Below are 18,915 nucleotides of genomic sequence, written 5' to 3'. Positions count from 1 at the left end.
TCGCCGCGCCTCCCTTGCCCATCGACCGCTCATCGCACCCCTGGCTCGCGGCCCTGGGCGTGTACCTGGAGCCCCGGGTGGCGCGCATGCTGCTCCTGGGCTTCTCCTCGGGGCTGCCCCTGCTGCTCACCCTGGGGACCCTTTCTTTCTGGCTGCGGGAAGCGGGGGTGGACCGCACCACCATCGGGTTCCTGAGTTGGGTGGCCCTCGCCTATGGGCTCAAGTGGGCTTGGGCGCCCCTGGTGGATCGCCTGCGGTTGCCCTGGCTCACCCACCGGCTCGGGCGGCGCCGGAGCTGGCTGCTCGCGGCCCAGCTCGCCGTTGTCGTGGGCCTTACGGGCATGGCCTTCTCCGATCCGGCCACCCACCTGGAGCGGCTGGTGGCCTTCGCCCTGCTCACCGCCTTCGCCTCCGCCACCCAGGACATCGCCATCGACGCCTTCCGCATCGAATCCGCCCCGCCCGAGCTGCAGGGCGCCATGGCCGCCGCCTACCAGGCGGGCTACCGGCTGGCCGTGATCCTCGCTTCCGCCGGGGCCCTGTGGATCGCAGCGCGCTTCGATCCGAGCGAGGCAACCTACGAAGCGTTGCCCTGGACCGTCGCCTACTTGGCGATGGCCGGCTTCATGGGGGTGGGGATGGTCACGGTGCTCTACTCCGCGGAGCCGCGGGTGGCGGTGTCCCGGGAGACCCTGGAGCGGGAAGCCCGGGTGAGCGCCCGCCTCCACGGCAGCGGCCTCTTGCCCAAGGGGCTCGCGGACCTGCTCGCCTGGGGCTACAGCGCGGTGGTGAGCCCGTTCCTGGATTTCCTGCTGCGCTACCGCTGGCAGGCCCTGCTGATCCTGGCCTTGATCGCCACCTACCGGATCTCGGACGTGGTGATGGGGGTGATGGCCAACCCGTTCTACGTGGACATGGGCTACACCAAGGACGAAGTGGCCGCCGTGTCCAAAGTCTACGGGGTCGTCATGACCATCGTGGGGGCGGCCATCGGCGGGGTGCTGAGCCTGCGCCTCGGGGTGATGCGCATCCTGTTCCTGGGCGCCGCCCTTTCCGCCGCCACCAACCTCCTGTTCGCCTGGCTCGCCACCCAGGGGCACAACCTGCCGGGGCTGATCCTGGCGATTTCCGCCGACAACTTAAGCGCCGGGATCGCCAGCGCCGCTTTCGTCGCCTATCTTTCGGGGCTGACCAACGTGGCCTACTCCGCCACCCAGTACGCCCTGTTCAGCTCCGTCATGCTGCTCCTGCCCAAGGTCCTGGCGGGCTTCTCGGGGCTGGCGGTGGACCGCTTCGGCTACGAAAGCTTCTTCGTCGGGACCGCCCTGATCGGCCTGCCAGTCTTGCTGCTGGTGTGGCTCGCCGCTCGCAGCGAGCGGCGTCGGACGGCCTTCGCCCCTCCCCCTCCTCAGTCGAAGGTGCGCTGAAACTGGAGGTCGAAGCGGCGCGGCTCGCCCCGGGGCTGGATCTGCAGGCTGAAGCGCAGGGTCTCGGGCCGGGACAGGCGGTATTCGCCGATGTAGTAGATGGCGCCGCCTTCCCGCACTTCCTTGAGCTCCAGGGTGGTGAGCCGGGCGGTCAGGGTGACCACGGTCGCCTTGACCTCGGCGGCCACCGGCTGGAGCGCACCGCTCGCGTCCCGCTTCAGCACCGCCACGGTCAGCATGCCGGCGTTGCGGCTGCGGGTAATGCCGTAGGCCCGGGCCACCTCCGGCGCGAGATCTTCGGTGACGAGGGCGTTGTAATGGATCTCGTAGTCGCCGAACTTCTTGGACAGCTCGGCGACGCCGCCGAGGGGCAGCAGCAGCGCCGCCAGCCCAAAGACGAATTTCCATGCTTTCATGGGGAGAGCCCCTTGAGATGGCCTGGAGCCATATTTTTCTCCGGCTGCCGGGTGGATACGAACGGCATTATGCCCGTTTCGTCATTTTGATGGGCCCGGGTCGGGGAAGGCAAGACCAGCGCCTCTTTCTCATTTTCGTTCCCGGCGCTCGGGTCGATTCGTGGCGCCATTCCGGGTGACATGAAGCTTCACCGGAGCTGCTCGACCCGGTAGACCGCGATGGAGCCGAGCAAGTTGGGGAACCAGGTCACCGTGGACCCGTTGCCGAGCACCATGCGCTCCAGGATCCGCACCCCGTGCTGATCGCAGAACCATTCGAAATCCTTGAGGGTGCACAGGTGCACGTTGGGCGTGTTGAACCACTGGTACGGCAGGCTCTTGGACACGGGCATGCGCCCCATCAGCACCTGCACCCGGTGGCGCCAGTAGCCGAAGTTGGGAAACGAGACGATGGCCTCGCGTCCCACTCGCACCATTTCGCGCACGATGCGCTCGGTGTGGCGCATGGCCTGCAGGGTCTGGGACAGGATCACATAATCGAAGGAACCGGACTCGAAACCCGAAAGCCCCGACTCCAGGTCCGCCTGGATCACGTTGACCCGGTTCCTCACGCAGGCGAGCACGCCTTCGTCGTTGATCTCCACCCCGTAGCCGTGGGCGCTGCGGGTCTCCCGCAGGTAGCGCAGCAGCGACCCGTCCCCGCAGCCCAGGTCCAGCACCTGGGCGCCGGGCTTGATCCAGCGGGCGATGGCCTGGAAGTCCGGCCGCGCCGCGGCGAGCTGGGCGACGGCGGGATCGATGGCGGCGGGCAGCCTGGGCTCCTTCATCGACCGCCTCCCAGGTCGATGTTCTCCATGTACGCCCGCATGAGCGCGTGGTAGTGGGGATCCTCCATGAGGAAGGAATCGTGGCCGTGGGCCGAGCGGATCTCCGCGTAGGTCACGTCCAGCTTGTTGTCCAGCAGCGCCTTGACGATGTCCCGGGAGCGGCCCGGGGCGAAGCGCCAGTCGGAGCTGAAGGAGATCACCAGGAAGGCCGCCCGCGCCGGCCGGAACGCCGCCGAAAGATCCCCGCCGTGGGGATAGGCGGGGTCGAAGTAGTCCAGGGCCTTGGTCATCAGCAGGTAGGTGTTGGCGTCGAAATGGCTGGCGAACTTGTCGCCCTGGTAGCGCAGGTAGGACTCGATCTCGAACTCGATGTCCCAGCCGAAGGTGTAGTCCCCCGCGCGCAGCTCGCGGCCGAATTTCTCCGCCATGGAGTCGTCGGAGAGGTAGGTGATGTGGCCCAGCATGCGGGCGAGCCGCAGGCCCCAGCGCGGCACCACCCCGTGGGAATAGAAGTCCCCGTGATGGAAGTCCGGGTCGGTGAGGATCGCCTGGCGCGCCACGTCGTTGAAGGCGATGTTCTGGGCGGTGAGCTTGGGTGCCGCGGCGATGGCGATGGCGTGGCGGATCCGGGTCGGGAAATCGATGGCCCACTGCAGCGCCTGCATGCCGCCCAAGCTCCCTCCCACCACCGCGGCCCACTGCTCGATGCCCAGGTAATCGGCGAACCGGGCCTGGGAGGCCACCCAGTCCTCCACGGTGACGATGGGAAAGGAGGCGCCGTAGGGCTTGCCCGTCTCCGGGTTGATGCTAGCCGGCCCGGTGGAGCCGTGGCAGCCGCCCAGGTTGTTGACGCCCACGACGAAGAAGCGGCGGGTGTCGATGGGCTTGCCCGGGCCCACCATGTTTTCCCACCAGCCGGCGCTCTTGCGGTCGTCGGAGTGGTAACCCGCCACGTGGTGGCTGCCGGACAGGGCGTGGCACACCAGCACCGCGTTGGAGCGCTCGGCGTTGAGCTCCCCGTAGGTCTCGTAGGCGAGCTCGTAGCCCGCCAGCGCGCGCCCGCACTTGAGGGTGAGGGGCTCGTCGAAGCGGACCTTCTGCGGCGTGACCAGGCCGACCGAAGTGGGATCGAACATGGAGATGGCGCGATCGCTCGATTCGAGGCGCGATTATAGCGTCATCTAGGCGTTCAGCCGCTCGAGCAGGGTGAGCAGCCTTTCGTGGCTTTCGGCCTTGAGCATTTTCCGGGTGAGCCCGGCGATACGGGAGAGGTCGGTGCGCAGCACCTGCTGCTTGACCATGAGGATGTTGGACGGGTGCATGGAGAACTCCCGCAACCCGAAGCCCAAGAGCAGGCGGGTAAGCGCCACGTCCCCCGCCATCTCGCCGCACACCGCCACGGGCACCCCCGCCCGGGTGGCGGTGCCGATCACCCGAGCCACCAGGTGCAGCACCGCCGGGTGCAGGGGATCGTAGAGGTGGGCCACGGCCTCGTCGGTACGGTCGATGGCCAGGGTGTACTGGATCAGGTCGTTGGTGCCGATGGACAGGAACTCAAGTCGGCGCAGGAACGCCTCCAGCATAAGGGCGGCGGCCGGCACTTCGATCATGCCGCCCACCGGCACCTGGGGATCGAACTTCACCCGCTCGTCGGCCAGCTCCCGCTTGGCCTGCTCGATCAGGGCGAGGGCCTGGACCAGCTCGGAGAGACTGGAGAGCATGGGCAGCAGGATGCGCACCCGCCCGTAATGGGAGGCCCGCAGGATCGCCCGCAACTGGGTGCGGAACATGTGCGGCTCGGCGAGGCACAGCCGGATGGCCCGCAGACCCAGGGCCGGATTGGCGCTGAAGCGCTGGGCCCCGTTCAGTTGCTTGTCGGCTCCCAGGTCTAGAGTGCGGATCGTGACCGGCAGCCCCTTCATCTGGCGCACCACCCGGCGGTAGGCTTCGAACTGCTCGTCCTCGCTGGGCAAGTCGTTGCGGTTCAGGAACAGGAACTCGCTGCGGAACAGCCCGATGCCGCTCGCCCCGCTCTCCTTCACCTGCTCCACGTCCTCGGGCAGCTCGATGTTGGCCTGCAGTTCCACCGGCACCCCGTCCAGGGTGACCGCCTTGGCGCTCTTCAGGCGCTTCAGCTTCTGCCGTTCCAGCTCCCACAGGTGGCGCCGCAGCTCGTACTCCGCCAGGATGCTCCGGTCCGGGTTCACCACCACCACCCCGGCGCCGCCGTCCACGATCACCAGGTCGTTTTCCCGGACGAGCTGGCGCGCGTGGCGCAGGGCCACGATGGAGGGGATGCCCAGGCTGCGGGCGACGATGGCGGTGTGGGAGGTCGCGCCGCCCAGGTCGGTGACGAAGGCGGCGAACTGGTGGTGCTTGTAGATCATCACGTCCGCGGGGGAGAGGTCCCGCGCCACCAGGATCACGGGCTCGCCGGCGGCGGGTGCGGGGACGGCGGCGGGCGGATGCCCTAGCAGGGCCTTTATGATCCGCTCCACCACCTGCACCACGTCGTTCTTGCGCTCGCGCAGGTACTCGTTCTCCATCTCGTCGAACTGGGCGACGAGGGCGTCCATCTGCATTCGTAGGGCCCATTCGGCGTTGCACTGCTCGGTGCGGATGCGCTGGATCGGCGCCCGGGACAGGATCTCGTCCTCCAGGATCATGAGATGGACGTTGAGGAACGCTTCCAGCTCCGCTGGCGCGTTGGGCGGCAGGCTTTCCCGCTGGGCGATGATCTCGTTGCGGGCCGCCTTCACCGCCGCCTTGAAGCGGGCCACCTCGTCGGGGATGCGGGACTCGGGCAGCACGTAATGGGCCACCTCCAGGCTGGCCTGGGAGGCGAGGTGGGCGCGGCCGATGGCGATGCCGGGGGAGGCGCCCGTGCCGTGCAAGGTGAAGCTCATGGCAGAAGGGTCCGGTTGGGGCGGCGGGCTATTCCCCCTCGCCGAAATAGTCGCCGATCAAGGCGATCAGGGCCTGCATCGCTTCTTCCTCGTCGGGACCTTCGGTCTCGATCACGATGCGGGAGCCTTTCCCCGCCGCCAGCATCATGACCCCCATGATGCTCTTGGCGTTGACCCGCCGCCCGTCCCGGGAGAGCCATACGTCGCTCCGGTACTGGGAGGCGAGCTGGCTGAGCTTGGCGGAAGCCCGGGCGTGGAGGCCCAGCTTGTTGATGATCTCAACGTCCCGTCGCAACATTCCGCTGGGGGTCGCTCGCCGCAAGATGCATGACGCCTTCGATGCCGCCGGAAAGCGCCTTGGCGATCACCGTGGCGAGCGGCTCGTTGCGGTAGGTGAGGGCGCGGATCAGCATGGGCAGGCTCACCCCGGCCACCACTTCCACGCGCCCTGGCACCCTCAAACGGCAGGCGATGTTGCACGGCGTTCCGCCGCAGATGTCCGAGAGCACCAGCACCCCGTCCCCCTGGTCCAGTTGCTTCACCAGCTTGAGCGCCTGGGGCAGGATCGCCTCCGGGTCGTCGTGGACCGTCACCCCCACCTGCATGAGCTGCAGCGGGCGGCTGCCCATCACGTGGCTGGCGCAGTGGATCAGGCTCTCGCCCAGGGTGCCGTGGGCGACGATCAGGATGCCTACCATGGGTTGTCCCCCAAGTTCAATAAGATGATTTTACTGCAAAGCCACCGGCCCAGGCGGCGCGGGCAGGCTCCTGGCTTCCCGGTCCACCAGGCTCAGGCGCGCCTCCAGTTCCGGCGTGACATGGAGTCCGCCCTGGGCGTCGATCAAGAGGGCCGCCGGGGTGCCCATGGTCCGGGCCGAGGCGGGAAACCCCTCAAGGCCCGCCAGGAACACGGGCTTGGAGGCCGCATCCGACAAGGTTCCGGCGTCCGGGCCGGGCGGGGCCAGCACCGTGGCCGATTGGGCGCTTTGCCCCGGCAGGCCGGTACGCGGGTCGATGAGATGGCAGTAGCGCCGGCCGTCCAGCTCGAAATACCGCTGGTAGTCGCCGGAGGTACCGATCGCCTCCCCGTCCTGGAGATCGAGCACGGCGATGGGCCCGGGCTTGCGCGGGTGCTGGATGCCCACGCGCCAGGGCCGATCCCCCCGGCGGCCCAGGGCGAGCACGTTGCCCCCCACGTTGATGAGGGCGTTGGCCACCCCTTTCCCCCGTAGCAGCCGGGCCGCGTGGTCCAGGGCCTTGCCCTTGAGGTAGCCCCCGAAGTCGAGCTGCACCGCCGGGTTGCGGCTCGCCGCGGTTCCTTGCGCCAGAACGATGTCTTCCATGGCGGGGCGCTGGGCCACGAGCCGGGCCACGGCGCCGGCCTCCGGCAGGCGCGGCTCGAAGGTCTCCCCGTGGAAGCCCCACAGCGCCACCAAGCGGCCGATGGCCGGGTTGAACAGCCCTCCGGAGCGGCGGGAGAGCTCGGTCGCCTCCCGGATGAAACCGGCGAGCTCCTCCTCCACCGGCACGGGCTGGGGGCCTGCGGCGAATGCCGCGTTGAGGGCGGTTAACCGGCTCGGCTTCCAGGCGTGGTACTGGTCGTGCAGGCGCTGGAACTCCCGGAACACCTCCCGGGCGAGGGCCCGGGCGCGGGGCTCGGGCTCCCCGTACAGGGTCACCTCTACCAGGGTGCCGAAGACGTAGGCCTGCTCCTGGTGGACCGGCTCGCCCCCGCAGCCCCCAAGGGCGAGGGCGAGCGCCAGGAGCGGGAAGCGCCAAAATCGCTGGGACCGCAAACGGTGCGGGGAAAGAGGCAATCGAGCCACAAGCGCCGGACGAAAGCTTAAGCCATGGCCCCGCGCGCTTTCCGGCAGCTCGTCATGGGATTTCCTTGGGCCGGTCGCGCCGCTCGTGCCGTAGCGCCGCCCCCCGCTCCAGGGCGTCGATCATCATGCCGGCCACGTTGAAACCCGTCTGCTGGGCGATCTCCACCATGCAGGTGGGGCTGGTGACGTTCACCTCGGTGAGATAGTCGCCGATGACGTCCAGGCCTACCAGCAGGAGCCCATGGGCCTTGAGGGTCGGCCCGAGGCTTTGCGCGATCTCCCGGTCCCGGGGCGAGAGGGGCTGGGCCACGCCTTTGCCCCCCGCCGCCAGGTTGCCCCGGGTTTCCCCGGGCCGAGGGATGCGGGCGAGGCAGTAGGGCACCGGTTCCCCGTCGATCACCAACACCCGCTTGTCTCCCTTGACGATGTCGGGGAGATAGCGCTGGGCCATCACCGAGCGGGCGCCGTGGCGGGTCAGGGTCTCCACGATGACGTTGAAGTTGGGGTCGTCCCGGCGCACCCGGAAGATCTCGGCGCCCCCCATGCCGTCCAGGGGTTTCAGAATCACGTCCCCGTGCTCTTCCAGGAAAGCGCGGATCAGGTCGTGCCGGCGGGTCACCAGGCTGGGCGGGATGAACTGGGGAAACCGGGCGCAGGCCATCTTTTCGTTGAAGTCCCGCAGCGCCTGGGGCCGGTTCACCACCCAGGTCCCCGCTGCCTCGGCCAGCTCCAGGAGATAGGTGGAGAAAACGTATTCCATGTCGAAGGGCGGGTCCTTGCGCATGAGCACCGCGTCGAAGCGCTCGAGGGGGGTCTCGGCGGCCTCGCCCGCCCGGTACCAGTCGTGAAGGTCATCGGTCAGGGAAAGGGGCCTCGCGTGGCCCACCACGCCGCCGTTGCGCCAGGCGAGATCGCCCTGCTCCATGGCCCAGAGGCGATGTCCCCGGGCGGCCGCCTCCCGCATCATGGCGTAGGAGGAATCCTTGTAGGTCTTGAGGCTGTCGAGGGGGTCGAGGATGAACAGCAGGTCCATGCCCGCCTCAGCCGGAGATCGCGGCGAGCTGGGGCTCGGCCAGGTACTGCTCCAACTCCATCGCCGCCGCCACCAGGGCGAGCCGCGCCACCACGCTGTAGGCATAGAACCGGTTGGGCGGGCAGTCCGGGCTGCCGGTGAAGTCGGGGGTGAGGCAAGAGGTCTCGAAGGCGAGGGGCACGAAGTGCATGCCGGGCGCGTTCAGGTTCTCGTCTTTGCCTCGGGCGGTGTGCACCCGGTAGAAGCCGCCCACCACGAAGTGGTCGATCATGTAGATCACCGGCTCGGCCACCGCGTCGTCGATGTTCTCGTAGGTGTAGACGCCCTCCTGAACCAGCACCTCGTGCACTTCCAGCCCTTCCTTGACCACCGCCATTTTCTTGCGCTGGTTGCGGTTGAGCTCCCGCACCTCGCTGGCGTCCCGCACCATCATCACGCCCATGCCGTAGGTGCCGGCGTCGGCCTTTACCACGGCGAAGGGCGCCTCGCGGATGCCGTACTCCCGGTACTTCTCGCCCACGTCCTTGAGGATCTCGTCCACGTAGGCCGCGAGGCACTCCTCGCCGCGCTTTTCCTTGAAGTTGATCTGGCCGCAGGCGGCGAAGTAGGGGTTGATGAGCCAGGGGTCGATGCCGATGAGCCCAGCGAACTCCTTGGCCACCCGCTCGTAGGCGGTGAAATGGCGCGACTTGCGCCGCGTGCTCCAGCCGGCGACCAGGGGCGGGATCACCGGCTGCTCTAGCCCCTTGAGGATCTCCGGCACCCCCGCCGAGAGGTCGTTGTTGAGCAGCACGGCGCAGGGGTCGAAGCCTTCGACGGTCAGGCGGTTGCCTTTGCGCTGGAGCGGCTCCAGGGTAAGGATCTGTCCGTCCGGTAAGGGGATCGTCTTGGGGGCGGTTACCTCCGGCAGCAGGCTTCCCACGCGCACGTGGAGCCCCGCGAGCCGCAGGATGTTGGCGAGGGCGGCCACGTTTTGCAGGTAGTGGACGTTGCGGGTATGGCTCTCGGGGATCAGCAGCACGCCCCGCGCCTCGGGGCAGATCTTCTCCACCGCCGCCATCGCCGCCTGCACGCACAAGGGCAGGAAGTCCGGATTGAGGTTGTTAAAGCCGCCGGGAAAGAGGTTGGTGTCCACCGGCGCCAGCTTGAAGCCGCTGTTGCGCAGATCCACGGAGGCGTAGAACGGCGCCGCATGCTCCTGCCACTGACCACGGAGCCAATGCTCGATCGCGGGCATGGCGTCGAGGATCGCGCGCTCCAGATCCAGGAGGGGGCCGGACTGGGCCGTGGTGAGGCGGGGAACGTTCATGGGAGCTTCCTGAAAACCAGGATTTTACTACCGGAACCGGCCGGGGCCAGCCCGGCGCGGGGACGCTCGCCAAAAAAAAACGGGCGCCCGCAGGCGCCCGTCCAGGCCGACTTCAGAGGATCAATGGCTCAGTTGTAGGCTTTCTCGCCGTGGGAGGTGACGTCGAGGCCTTCGCGCTCTTCCTCTTCGGTGACCCGCAGCCCGATGGTGGCGTCGATCACCTTGTAAATGACAAAGCTCAGGATGCCGGTCCACACGATGGTGGTGAGGGTGGCGATGATTTGCTTCATGACCTGCCCGCCCATGGACACGCCTTCCGGATAGCCCACGCCGCCCAGCCCGGCGGACATGAAGACGCCGGTCAGGATCGCGCCGAGCATGCCGCCCACCCCATGGACGCCGAAGACATCCAGCGAGTCGTCATAGCCGAGGGCGTGCTTGAGGCTGGTCACCGCCCAGTAGCAGATGATGCCGGCCAGCGCCCCGATGACCAGGGCGCCCATCGGCCCGACGAATCCGCACGCCGGGGTGATGGCCACCAGCCCCGCGATGGCGCCGGAGGCGGCGCCCAGCATGCTGGGCTTGCCCTTGCTCATCCACTCCACGAACATCCAGCCGAGCACCGCGGCGGCGGTGGCGAACTGGGTGTTGGCGAGCACCATGCCGGCGATGCCGTCGGCGGCCAGCTCCGAGCCCACGTTGAAGCCGAACCAGCCCACCCACAGCAGGGAGGCTCCCACCATGGTGAGCCCCAGGTTATGGGGCGGCATGGGCTCGCGCCCGTAGCCCACCCGCTTGCCCAGCACCAGCGCCCCCACCAGCCCGGCGATGCCGGCATTGACGTGCACCACCGTGCCGCCGGCGAAGTCCTTGGCGCCCAAGTCTGCCAGCCAGCCGCCGCCCCACACCATGTGGGCGATGGGCGCATAGCAGAAAACGAGCCATAGCGCCATGAACCACAGCACCGCGGAGAACTTGATGCGTTCGGCAAACGCCCCGACGATGAGCGCGGGCGTGATGGCGGCGAAGGTCATCTGGAACGTAGCGAAGACGTATTCGGGAATCACCCCACTCAGGGTCTCGGGCGTGATGCCCTTCATGAAGGCCTTGGACAGGCCTCCGATCACCTTGTTGAGCGCACCCGCCCCCTCGGTGAAGGCCAGGCTGTAGGCGAAAAGGGCCCACAGCACCGACACCAGGGAGAAGGTGATGAACACCTGCATCAGGATGGACAACGCGTTCTTGGCGCGCACCAAGCCGCCGTAGAAGAGCGCCAGGCCCGGGATCGTCATCATGATGACCAGCACCGTGGCGGTGATCATCCAGGCGGTGCTGCCCGAGTCGAGGGTGGGTTTCTTCTCTTCGGCCGGCGCTGGTGCGGGGGCCGCCGGAGCAGGGACGGGCGCAGCGGTGACGGGTGCCGCTTCCGCCGGCTTGGCTTCTGTCTGCGCGGCAGCGGGTACGCCGGCACCCTCGGTGCTCTGCTGCGCGAGAGCCGGCGCTGCCACCCCCAGGGAGGCGCACAGGGCGAAGAGTGCGATGAGTCGCTTCATGACATTCTCCTACAGGGCGTCCGCGCCGGTTTCGCCGGTGCGGATGCGGATCACTTGCTCCAGGTCAAAGACAAAGATCTTACCGTCGCCGATCTTGCCGGTGCTGGCCGATTTCTCGATGGCCTCGATCACCTGGTCGAGCAGCTCGGACTTGATGGCGACTTCCACCTTCACCTTGGGCAGAAAGTCCACCACGTACTCCGCACCGCGATAGAGCTCGGTGTGTCCCTTCTGCCGTCCGAAGCCCTTGACCTCGGTGACCGTGATGCCTTGCACGCCGATGGCGGACAGAGCCTCCCGCACCTCGTCGAGCTTGAATGGCTTGATGATGGCCGTGACGAATTTCATGTCATTCCCCCAGCGGGTTGTGATAACGGATAAGCCGTCGGCAGGCCTGCATCAGAAAAACTTTTGCACGTACACCACGAACTGGCTATCGCCGATGTTCTTGCCGTTGATGGTGTAGCCGGCGTCGTTGGCGTTGGTGTCGGTATAGTACGCGCCGATATTCAGGCCCTGGAGCACCCCCGAGGGCACCGCATAAGACACGCCAACTTTCCAATCCTCGTAGCTGAAGAGACTGTCGTTGGAGGCGCCGCCGGCGTTGCGCGGATCCGTGCCGTCGTACTCCTGCTTGCCCCAGTGGGCGAAAGCCGTGAAGCCAGTGTCGCCTAGGGGCACGCTGGCCGAGAGGTCCAGGTACCAGGTTCCCCGGCTGTCTTGAACCGCGAACGTCTTGTTGTCGACGCTATAGGAATACTTCACCGTGAACCATTTCCAGCCGAGGGCGCCGTAGACTTCCTGGGTATTGCCGCGCACGCCCCCGGGAGCCACATCGCCCGGGTAGTAGTAGAAGAGGTAGCCGACGTCGTAAGTGAAGTCGGTGGCGCCGATATTGCCCTTGACGCCGCCGTAGAAGTCCCACTCCAGGCTGGAGCTCGTGTATTGGCCGGAGTCCCGCAGCCAACTGATGTTGGACGCCCAGGTGCCGAGATAGAGGCTGGCGGGGCCGAAGTTGTAGGCGTAGTCGAACCCCCCCTGCACGGCCGGATCCTCGTTGGTCTGGGTCAGGCCACGGAAGACGTATTGGCTGAACAGCCCTACGTTGCCGGTGAACGAATGGGGAGAGTCCTCCGCCAGAGCCAGGCCGGGCGCGGTGAATACGATGGCAGTAGCGGCAGCGACAAGGGCTTTGCGCATGACGATTCCTTCCTTTCTATTCGGCGGTTGGGAGGATGCCTAGACGAAATCACCGCCGGTTCAGCAGGTTTTATGCCAAAGGAAAATCGTTCGTCGGTTCATGGGCTTGCATAAAGGTGGGGGAGGATCGGCCTGCGCCATGCACCGAATCGATGCGTCGCTGTGCCCTGCTGCACCATATTGGTGCCAAGGCGCGGAGGTCGTCGCCCCGGCGGATCCGGCGATGGAGTCTGGCATTGCACAAGGGGGTCAAGTGATGGAATAGTTGCGCCCACGTCGTCGCTCCAAGGGGATCCCGAAGATGATGAGAAAAGAGCTGCTGGATGAGATCGGTTCCAGGGTGAGCGAAGTGCTGGCGGCGAGCCCGGCGAAGGACCTGGAGAAAAACCTGAAAGCCCTGCTGGCGAGCGTCTTCGCCCGCCTCGACCTGGTGACCCGGGAGGAATTCGACGTGCAGCGGGAGGTGCTCGCCCGCACCCGGGAAAAGCTGGAAGCCCTGGAGCGCCGGGTGGCGGCGCTGGAGGCCCAGGCGGGGGAGCAGGAGTGAGCACGGGTCTTGCCGGACCCCCCTTCGGCGCGGGGCAGGGCCCCTTGCGTCCTGGTCTTCGCCCTCACTCCCGCAGCGGATGAGCGTTGCGGTGCTCTACAGCCGGGCGCTCGCTGGAATCGAAGCGCCCTTGGTGACGGTGGAGGCGCATCTCGCCAACGGGCTTCCCGGCTTCACCATCGTGGGCCTGCCCGAGACCGAGGTGAAGGAAGCCAAGGACCGGGTGCGGGCGGCGCTGCAGAACAGCCGCTTCGAATTTCCCAACCGCCGCATCACGGTGAACCTGGCTCCCGCCGACCTTCCCAAGGAGAGCGGCCGCTTCGACCTGCCCATCGCCCTAGGCATCCTGGCCGCCTCGGGCCAGGTCCCCCGGGAGCGGCTCGCCGGGATGGAATGGGCCGGGGAGCTGGCCCTCACGGGAGAGCTTCGCTCCATCCGCGGGGCCCTGGCCATGGTGTACGGGGCCTCCCGGGATGGGCGCGGCTTCGTGCTGCCGCAGGAGAGCGCCCGGGAGGCGGCCCTGGTGGGGGAGGCCCTCGTCTACGGCGCCCGGAGCCTCCTGGAGGTGTGCGCCTTTCTCCACGGCAAGCAGCCCCTGGAGCGGGCCCTCCCAGCTCCCCAGCCCGCCGAGCCCCAATACCCGGACATGCAGGAGGTGCGCGGCCAGGGGACGGCCAAGCGGGCCTTGGAAATCGCCGCGGCGGGGGGCCACAGCGTCCTCATGGTGGGGCCCCCGGGCACCGGCAAGAGCATGCTGGCCGCCCGGCTCCCGGGCATCCTGCCGGAGATGACCGACGCCCAGGCCCTGGAGGCGGCGGCCCTCCAGTCCCTGGGCAGCCAGGGGTTTTCCCCCGCGGCGTGGAAACGCCGGCCGTTTCGCGCCCCCCACCACACCGCCTCCGCCGTCGCCCTGGTGGGAGGCGGCGGCAACCCGCGGCCAGGGGAAATCTCGCTTGCCCTGCACGGGGTGCTGTTCCTGGACGAGCTGCCCGAGTTCGACCGCAAGGTGTTGGAGGTGCTGCGGGAGCCCCTGGAGTCGGGCCGGGTGACCGTGTCCCGTGCGGCGCGCCAGGCGGATTTTCCTGCGGTCTTCCAGCTCGTGGCCGCTATGAACCCCTGCCCCTGCGGCTACCTGGGCCACTTCAGCGGTCGCTGCCGCTGCACCCCGGACCAGGTGGCCCGCTACCGGGGCCGCATCTCGGGGCCGCTCCTAGACCGCATCGATTTGCAGATCGAGGTGCCGGCCGTGGCCGAAGAGGAACTCATGGGCCAGCCTACCGGCGAGCCCTCTCGCGCCATCCGCGCCCGGGTAGAGCGGGCCTACCGGGTCCAGCTCCAGCGCCAGGACAAGCCCAACGCCCGACTATCGGTGCAGGAGATCGACGCCTTCTGTGTGCCCGAGCGGGAAGGGGCGGCCCTGCTGCGCCGGGCCATGGGCCAGCTCAACCTCTCCGCCCGGGCCTACCACCGGGTGCTTAAGGTGGCCCGTACGATCGCCGACCTGGCGGGAGCGGAGGGGATCGGCGCCGCCCACGTGGCGGAGGCCATCCAGTACCGAAAGCTCGATCGGGGCTGAAGGAAGGAGAAGCTCAACGCTGTCTTCTAGCTTCTGATCCCTGAAATCAGCACTGCTCCCAGGGCAGGCCCTCATAGCGCCAACCGTTCTTGGTGCTGCGGTGGTGTTTCTCGTCCAGGTCCCCCTCGAAGCCATGGGTGACGTTGTACACGTGCTTAAACCCAGCCTTCTCCAGGGCCGCGCCCGCCTCGGCGGAGCGGTTGCCGCTGCGGCAGATGAGGACGATGGGGCGGGAGGCGTGGTCGGTGCCGGCGAGCTTCTTCACCTGCCCTACGAAATGGGGGTTCACCTCCCAGTCCGGGCCGTCGTTCCAGGAGACGTGGTGCGCCCCGACCGGGTGGCCTACGAACAGGTACTCGATCTCGCTGCGGCAGTCGATGAATAGGGCGTCCGGGTTGGCCTGCAGGAACTCATAGGCCTGCTTGGGGCTGAGGTGCTTCATGGCGATGTGTTTCACGATGCCGATCTTTCCTCGACTGGGCTCCCATTATAGGGGAGCCGGGGTTTGCCGTGGTCCCGGACGGATGGGATATCCATGTTAAACTTGAATTTTTTATGTTTCATCCTAGGGGATCTCGCCCATGAACCGTGCCGACTGCCTGCCGTTGCTGAGACGCCTCCTGGAGGAGCGCATCCTGCTGCTCGACGGGGCCATGGGCACCATGATCCAGAGCTACGGCTTGAGCGAGGCCGACTACCGGGGGCGGCGCTTCGCCGATTTTCCCCACGAGCTGAAGGGCAACAACGACCTCCTTACCCTCACCCAGCCCCAGATTATCCGGGAGATCCACTGGAAGTACCTGGAGGCGGGGGCCGATATCGTCGAGACCAATACCTTCAACGCCACCGCGGTATCCATGGCGGACTACCACATGGAACACCTGGTCTACGAGTTGAACTTCGAGGCGGCGCGACTCGCGCGCGAAGTGGCCGAGGAGTGGACCCGAAAGACGCCTGAGAAACCCCGCTTCGCCTGCGGCATCCTGGGACCCACCAACAAGACCGCGTCCATCTCGCCGGACGTGAACGATCCGGGCTTCCGCAACATCACCTTCGATCAGTTGGTGGCGGCCTACACCGAGGCGATCCGGGGCCTCACGGACGGGGGCGTGGACCTCATCATGGTGGAGACCGTGTTCGACACCCTCAACTGCAAGGCCGCGCTTTTCGCCCTGGACGCGTTCTTCGAGGCGCGGGGCGTGCGCCTTCCCGTCATGGTCTCGGGCACCATCACCGACCAGAGCGGCCGCACCCTGACCGGGCAGACGCCGGAAGCCTTCTGGAACTCGGTGCGCCACATCGGGCCCCTCTCCATCGGGCTCAACTGTGCCCTGGGGGCCAAGGACCTGCGCCCCCACGTGGAAGAGCTCGCGGCGTGCGCCGACGTGTACGTCTCGGCCCATCCCAACGCGGGGTTGCCCAACGCCTTCGGCGGCTACGACGAAACCCCCGAGTACATGGCCGGGATCCTGCGGGAATTCGCAGCCGAGGGGCTCATCAACATCGTGGGCGGCTGCTGCGGTACCACCCCAGCCCACATTCGCGCCATCGCCGAGGCGGTCGCCGATCTTCCACCGCGCAAAGTCCCGGTGATCGAGAAGAAGCTGCGCCTCGCGGGCCTCGAGCCCCTCAACATCGGTGACGATTCCCTGTTCGTCAACATTGGCGAGCGCACCAACGTGACCGGCTCCAAGGCCTTCGCCCGCCTGATCCTGAACGGGGACTTCGCCGGGGCCCTGTCGGTGGCGCGCCAGCAGGTGGAAAACGGCGCCCAGATGATCGACGTCAACATGGACGAGGCGATGCTGGACTCCAAGGCGGCGATGGTGAAGTTCCTGAACCTGATCGCCTCGGAGCCCGACATCTCCCGGGTGCCGGTGATGATCGACTCCTCCAAGTGGGAGGTGATCGAAGCGGGGCTCAAGTGCGTGCAGGGCAAGCCCGTGGTCAATTCCATCAGCCTGAAGGAGGGGGAGGAGGAGTTCCGGCGCCACGCCCTGCTGGCCCGCCGCTACGGCGCGGCGGTGGTAGTGATGGCCTTCGACGAGAAGGGCCAGGCGGACACCCTGGAGCGGCGGGTGGAGATCTGCAAGCGCTGCTACCACATCCTGGTGGACGAGCTGGGCTTCCCGCCCGAGGAGATCATCTTCGATCCCAACGTCTTCGCCATCGCCACGGGCCTGGAGGAGCACGCCACCTACGCCATCGACTTCATCGAGGCGACCCGCATCATCCGCCAGACCCTGCCCTACGCCAAGGTGAGCGGCGGCATCTCCAACCTGTCCTTCAGCTTCCGCGGCAACGAGCCAGTGCGGGCGGCGATCCACACCGCCTTCCTCTACCACGCCATCAAGGCCGGGCTCACCATGGGCATCGTTAACGCCGGCCAGATCGGCGTCTACGACGAGATCCCCAAGGACCTGCTAGAGCACGTGGAGGACATCCTCTTCAACCGTCGGCCCGACGCCACCGAGCGCATGGTCAAGTTCGCCGAGACGGTGAAGGGAAGCAGCAAGGCCAAGGAGGAGGACCTGGGCTGGCGCCAGGCACCGGTGGAGGAGCGCTTGAAGCACGCCCTGGTGCAGGGCATCGCCGACTACATCGTGGAGGACACCGAGGAGGCGCGGCTCAAGTACGAGCGGCCGATCCAGGTGATCGAAGGTCCCCTCATGGACGGCATGAACGTGGTGGGGGACCTCTTCGGCTCGGGCAAGATGTTCCTGCCCCAGGTGGTGAAGTCCGCCCGGGTCATGAAGCAGGCGGTGGCCCACCTGGTGCCCTACATCGAGGCGGAGAAGGAGCGGCTCGGCGACACCCGGCCCAAGGGCAAGATGGTGATCGCCACCGTGAAGGGGGACGTTCACGATATTGGCAAGAATATCGTCGCCGTGGTGCTCCAGTGCAACAACTACGAGGTGATCAACCTGGGCGTCATGGTGCCGGCGCACAAGATCTTGCAGACGGCGCGGGAGGAAAAGGCCGACCTGATCGGGCTCTCGGGGCTGATCACGCCGTCCCTGGAGGAGATGTGCCACGTGGCCCGGGAGATGGAGCGGGAGGGCTTCAAGCTTCCGTTGCTCATCGGCGGGGCCACCACCTCCCGCGTGCACACGGTGCTCAAGATCGCGCCCAACTACTCGGGCCCGGTCATCTGGGTGCCGGACGCTTCCCGCTCGGTGGCGGTGTGCAGCAATCTCCTCTCCGACGAGCTGCGGGAACCGTATCTGGCCGAGGTGCGCGCCGAGTACGAGCGCGTTCGCCGGCAGCACGCCCAGAAGAAAGGCCAGGGTCCCCACCACAAGCTAGAGGACGCCCGGCGCCACGGTTTGAAGACCGACTGGACCGAATACCAGCCCCCGCGGCCCGCTTTCCTCGGCGTCAAGGTCTTCCAGGACTATCCCCTGGAGGCGCTCATCCCCTTCATCGACTGGACCCCCTTCTTCCAGACCTGGGAGCTGCGGGGCCGCTACCCGGCCATCCTGGAGGATCCGGCGGTGGGGGCCACCGCCCGCCAGCTCTTCGCCGACGCCCAGGCCATGCTCCAGCGCATCGTGGAGGAGAAGTGGCTCGCCGCCAGCGGGGTGATCGGCCTGTTTCCGGCCAACAGCGCGGGGGCCGACGACATCGAGATCTACGCCGACGAGTCCCGCGCCCGGGTGCTGATGACCTGGCACAACCTGCGCCAGCAGATGGTGAAGCCCCCCGACCGCCCGAACCTGTGCCTGGCGGACTTCATCGCCCCCAAGGGCTCGGGGGTGAAGGATTACATCGGCGCCTTCGCGGTGACCGCGGGCCTGGGCATCGAGCCCCGGGTGAAGGCCTTCGAGGCGGCCCACGACGACTATAACGCGATCCTCTTGAAGGCCCTGGCGGACCGCCTGGCGGAGGCCTTCGCCGAGCACCTGCACTGGCGGGTGCGGCGGGAGTTTTGGGGCTACGCCCCCGAGGAGGACGCGGACAACGAGCGCCTGATCCGGGAGGACTATCGCGGCATCCGGCCCGCTCCGGGCTATCCCGCCTGCCCCGACCACACCGAGAAGGGGCCCCTCTTCAGGCTGCTGGCGGCGGACAAGAACGCCCGCATGCAGCTCACCGATGCCTATGCCATGCTGCCCGCCGCGTCCGTGTCCGGGTTCTACTTCTCCCATCCCCAGTCCCAGTACTTCGCCGTGGGCAAGGTGGACCGAGACCAGGTGGAGGATTACGCCCGGCGCAAGGGCTGGGACCTGGAGACCGCTGAGCGCTGGCTTGCCCCGGTGCTCAACTACGAGCGGCAGCCCGTCACCGCCGGTTGA

At 67.4% G+C, this 18,915-nt stretch carries 17 protein-coding genes; 4 read left to right on the top strand and 13 right to left on the bottom strand.

Going from position 1 to position 18,915, the window contains the following annotated elements:
- Positions 1–14 precede the first annotated feature (14 nt).
- Positions 15–1,427, top strand: coding sequence for an AmpG family muropeptide MFS transporter (locus ACUVYZ_RS15240; RefSeq protein ID WP_439933139.1), 1,413 nt, complete (start codon positions 15–17; stop codon positions 1,425–1,427).
- On the opposite strand, the gene ACUVYZ_RS15235 is transcribed toward ACUVYZ_RS15240, so the two are convergent.
- The 12 genes from ACUVYZ_RS15235 to ACUVYZ_RS15180 all read right to left on the bottom strand — a co-directional run bounded on the left by ACUVYZ_RS15235 (position 1,409) and on the right by ACUVYZ_RS15180 (position 12,497).
- Positions 1,409–1,843 carry a DUF4426 domain-containing protein gene (locus ACUVYZ_RS15235; protein WP_439933140.1) on the bottom strand — a complete coding sequence of 145 codons (435 nt, stop codon included), beginning with the start codon at positions 1,841–1,843 and terminating at the stop codon, positions 1,409–1,411. The two genes, ACUVYZ_RS15240 and ACUVYZ_RS15235, sit on opposite strands and share 19 nt — an antisense overlap.
- A gap of 188 nt (positions 1,844–2,031) precedes the next feature.
- Positions 2,032–2,670: a methionine biosynthesis protein MetW gene (gene metW / locus ACUVYZ_RS15230; protein ID WP_439933141.1), complete on the bottom strand. Its 639-nt coding sequence runs from the start codon at positions 2,668–2,670 to the stop codon at positions 2,032–2,034.
- Complete coding sequence (gene metX / locus ACUVYZ_RS15225; protein WP_439933142.1) at positions 2,667–3,806, bottom strand: homoserine O-succinyltransferase MetX; 1,140 nt, start codon at positions 3,804–3,806, stop codon at positions 2,667–2,669. Before metX ends, metW begins: the two co-directional genes overlap by 4 nt.
- Before the next feature lie 45 nt (positions 3,807–3,851).
- Positions 3,852–5,576, bottom strand: a complete 1,725-nt coding sequence (gene ptsP, locus ACUVYZ_RS15220; RefSeq protein ID WP_439933143.1) for a phosphoenolpyruvate--protein phosphotransferase — start codon at positions 5,574–5,576, stop codon at positions 3,852–3,854.
- Positions 5,577–5,604: 28 nt separating this feature from the next.
- Entirely contained in the window at positions 5,605–5,874 is a 270-nt protein-coding gene (locus ACUVYZ_RS15215; protein WP_439933144.1) for an HPr family phosphocarrier protein, read from the bottom strand.
- The gene (locus ACUVYZ_RS15210; protein WP_439933145.1) at positions 5,855–6,274 is read right to left on the bottom strand and encodes a PTS sugar transporter subunit IIA; all 420 of its coding nucleotides are present in this window, start codon (positions 6,272–6,274) and stop codon (positions 5,855–5,857) included. The genes ACUVYZ_RS15215 and ACUVYZ_RS15210 overlap by 20 nt, the downstream gene beginning before the upstream one ends.
- A 30-nt stretch (positions 6,275–6,304) precedes the next feature.
- Positions 6,305–7,372: an FAD:protein FMN transferase gene (locus tag ACUVYZ_RS15205; protein ID WP_439933146.1), complete on the bottom strand. Its 1,068-nt coding sequence runs from the start codon at positions 7,370–7,372 to the stop codon at positions 6,305–6,307.
- An 82-nt stretch (positions 7,373–7,454) separates the two neighbouring features.
- Positions 7,455–8,435: a glutathione synthase gene (gene gshB, locus ACUVYZ_RS15200; RefSeq protein WP_439933147.1), complete on the bottom strand. Its 981-nt coding sequence runs from the start codon at positions 8,433–8,435 to the stop codon at positions 7,455–7,457.
- Between the two features lie 7 nt (positions 8,436–8,442).
- On the bottom strand, positions 8,443–9,744 hold the full coding sequence (gene gshA / locus ACUVYZ_RS15195; protein WP_439933148.1) for a glutamate--cysteine ligase: 1,302 nt from the start codon (positions 9,742–9,744) through the stop codon (positions 8,443–8,445).
- A 128-nt stretch (positions 9,745–9,872) separates the two neighbouring features.
- Positions 9,873–11,297, bottom strand: coding sequence for an ammonium transporter (locus ACUVYZ_RS15190; RefSeq protein WP_439933149.1), 1,425 nt, complete (start codon positions 11,295–11,297; stop codon positions 9,873–9,875).
- A gap of 9 nt (positions 11,298–11,306) precedes the next feature.
- Positions 11,307–11,645, bottom strand: coding sequence for a P-II family nitrogen regulator (gene glnK, locus ACUVYZ_RS15185; RefSeq protein ID WP_147799005.1), 339 nt, complete (start codon positions 11,643–11,645; stop codon positions 11,307–11,309).
- A 51-nt stretch (positions 11,646–11,696) separates the two neighbouring features.
- Positions 11,697–12,497: a TorF family putative porin gene (locus ACUVYZ_RS15180; RefSeq protein ID WP_439933150.1), complete on the bottom strand. Its 801-nt coding sequence runs from the start codon at positions 12,495–12,497 to the stop codon at positions 11,697–11,699.
- 301 nt (positions 12,498–12,798) lie between these two features.
- On the opposite strand from ACUVYZ_RS15180, the gene ACUVYZ_RS15175 reads away from it, so the two are divergent.
- Both ACUVYZ_RS15175 and ACUVYZ_RS15170 read left to right on the top strand, forming a co-directional pair.
- Complete coding sequence (locus ACUVYZ_RS15175; RefSeq protein WP_439933151.1) at positions 12,799–13,044, top strand: accessory factor UbiK family protein; 246 nt, start codon at positions 12,799–12,801, stop codon at positions 13,042–13,044.
- Positions 13,045–13,123: 79 nt separating this feature from the next.
- Positions 13,124–14,620 (top strand): YifB family Mg chelatase-like AAA ATPase, encoded by a 1,497-nt coding sequence (locus ACUVYZ_RS15170; protein WP_439933152.1) that lies wholly within the window; start codon positions 13,124–13,126, stop codon positions 14,618–14,620.
- Between the two features lie 46 nt (positions 14,621–14,666).
- On the opposite strand, the gene ACUVYZ_RS15165 is transcribed toward ACUVYZ_RS15170, so the two are convergent.
- Entirely contained in the window at positions 14,667–15,062 is a 396-nt protein-coding gene (locus ACUVYZ_RS15165; RefSeq protein WP_439933404.1) for a rhodanese-like domain-containing protein, read from the bottom strand.
- Between the two features lie 139 nt (positions 15,063–15,201).
- On the opposite strand from ACUVYZ_RS15165, the gene metH reads away from it, so the two are divergent.
- Positions 15,202–18,915 carry a methionine synthase gene (metH, locus tag ACUVYZ_RS15160; RefSeq protein ID WP_439933153.1) on the top strand — a complete coding sequence of 1,238 codons (3,714 nt, stop codon included), beginning with the start codon at positions 15,202–15,204 and terminating at the stop codon, positions 18,913–18,915.

The organism is Pelomicrobium sp. P1 (genome assembly GCF_052805615.1).
The sequence above is the reverse complement of the archived record's forward strand: the minus strand, read 5'-3'. Positions and strand labels throughout refer to the sequence as shown.

Coding starts and splice junctions, on each gene's coding strand:
- ACUVYZ_RS15215 (WP_439933144.1), bottom strand. CDS start 5,874: ATGTTGCGACGGGACGTTGAGATCATCAACAAGCTGGGCCTCCACGCC.
- ACUVYZ_RS15210 (WP_439933145.1), bottom strand. CDS start 6,274: ATGGTAGGCATCCTGATCGTCGCCCACGGCACCCTGGGCGAGAGCCTG.
- ACUVYZ_RS15180 (WP_439933150.1), bottom strand. CDS start 12,497: ATGCGCAAAGCCCTTGTCGCTGCCGCTACTGCCATCGTATTCACCGCG.
- gshA (WP_439933148.1), bottom strand. CDS start 9,744: ATGAACGTTCCCCGCCTCACCACGGCCCAGTCCGGCCCCCTCCTGGAT.
- ACUVYZ_RS15170 (WP_439933152.1), top strand. CDS start 13,124: ATGAGCGTTGCGGTGCTCTACAGCCGGGCGCTCGCTGGAATCGAAGCG.
- metX (WP_439933142.1), bottom strand. CDS start 3,806: ATGTTCGATCCCACTTCGGTCGGCCTGGTCACGCCGCAGAAGGTCCGC.
- metH (WP_439933153.1), top strand. CDS start 15,202: ATGAACCGTGCCGACTGCCTGCCGTTGCTGAGACGCCTCCTGGAGGAG.
- ACUVYZ_RS15235 (WP_439933140.1), bottom strand. CDS start 1,843: ATGAAAGCATGGAAATTCGTCTTTGGGCTGGCGGCGCTGCTGCTGCCC.
- ACUVYZ_RS15190 (WP_439933149.1), bottom strand. CDS start 11,297: ATGAAGCGACTCATCGCACTCTTCGCCCTGTGCGCCTCCCTGGGGGTG.
- glnK (WP_147799005.1), bottom strand. CDS start 11,645: ATGAAATTCGTCACGGCCATCATCAAGCCATTCAAGCTCGACGAGGTG.
- metW (WP_439933141.1), bottom strand. CDS start 2,670: ATGAAGGAGCCCAGGCTGCCCGCCGCCATCGATCCCGCCGTCGCCCAG.
- gshB (WP_439933147.1), bottom strand. CDS start 8,435: ATGGACCTGCTGTTCATCCTCGACCCCCTCGACAGCCTCAAGACCTAC.
- ACUVYZ_RS15175 (WP_439933151.1), top strand. CDS start 12,799: ATGATGAGAAAAGAGCTGCTGGATGAGATCGGTTCCAGGGTGAGCGAA.
- ACUVYZ_RS15165 (WP_439933404.1), bottom strand. CDS start 15,062: ATGAAGCACCTCAGCCCCAAGCAGGCCTATGAGTTCCTGCAGGCCAAC.
- ptsP (WP_439933143.1), bottom strand. CDS start 5,576: ATGAGCTTCACCTTGCACGGCACGGGCGCCTCCCCCGGCATCGCCATC.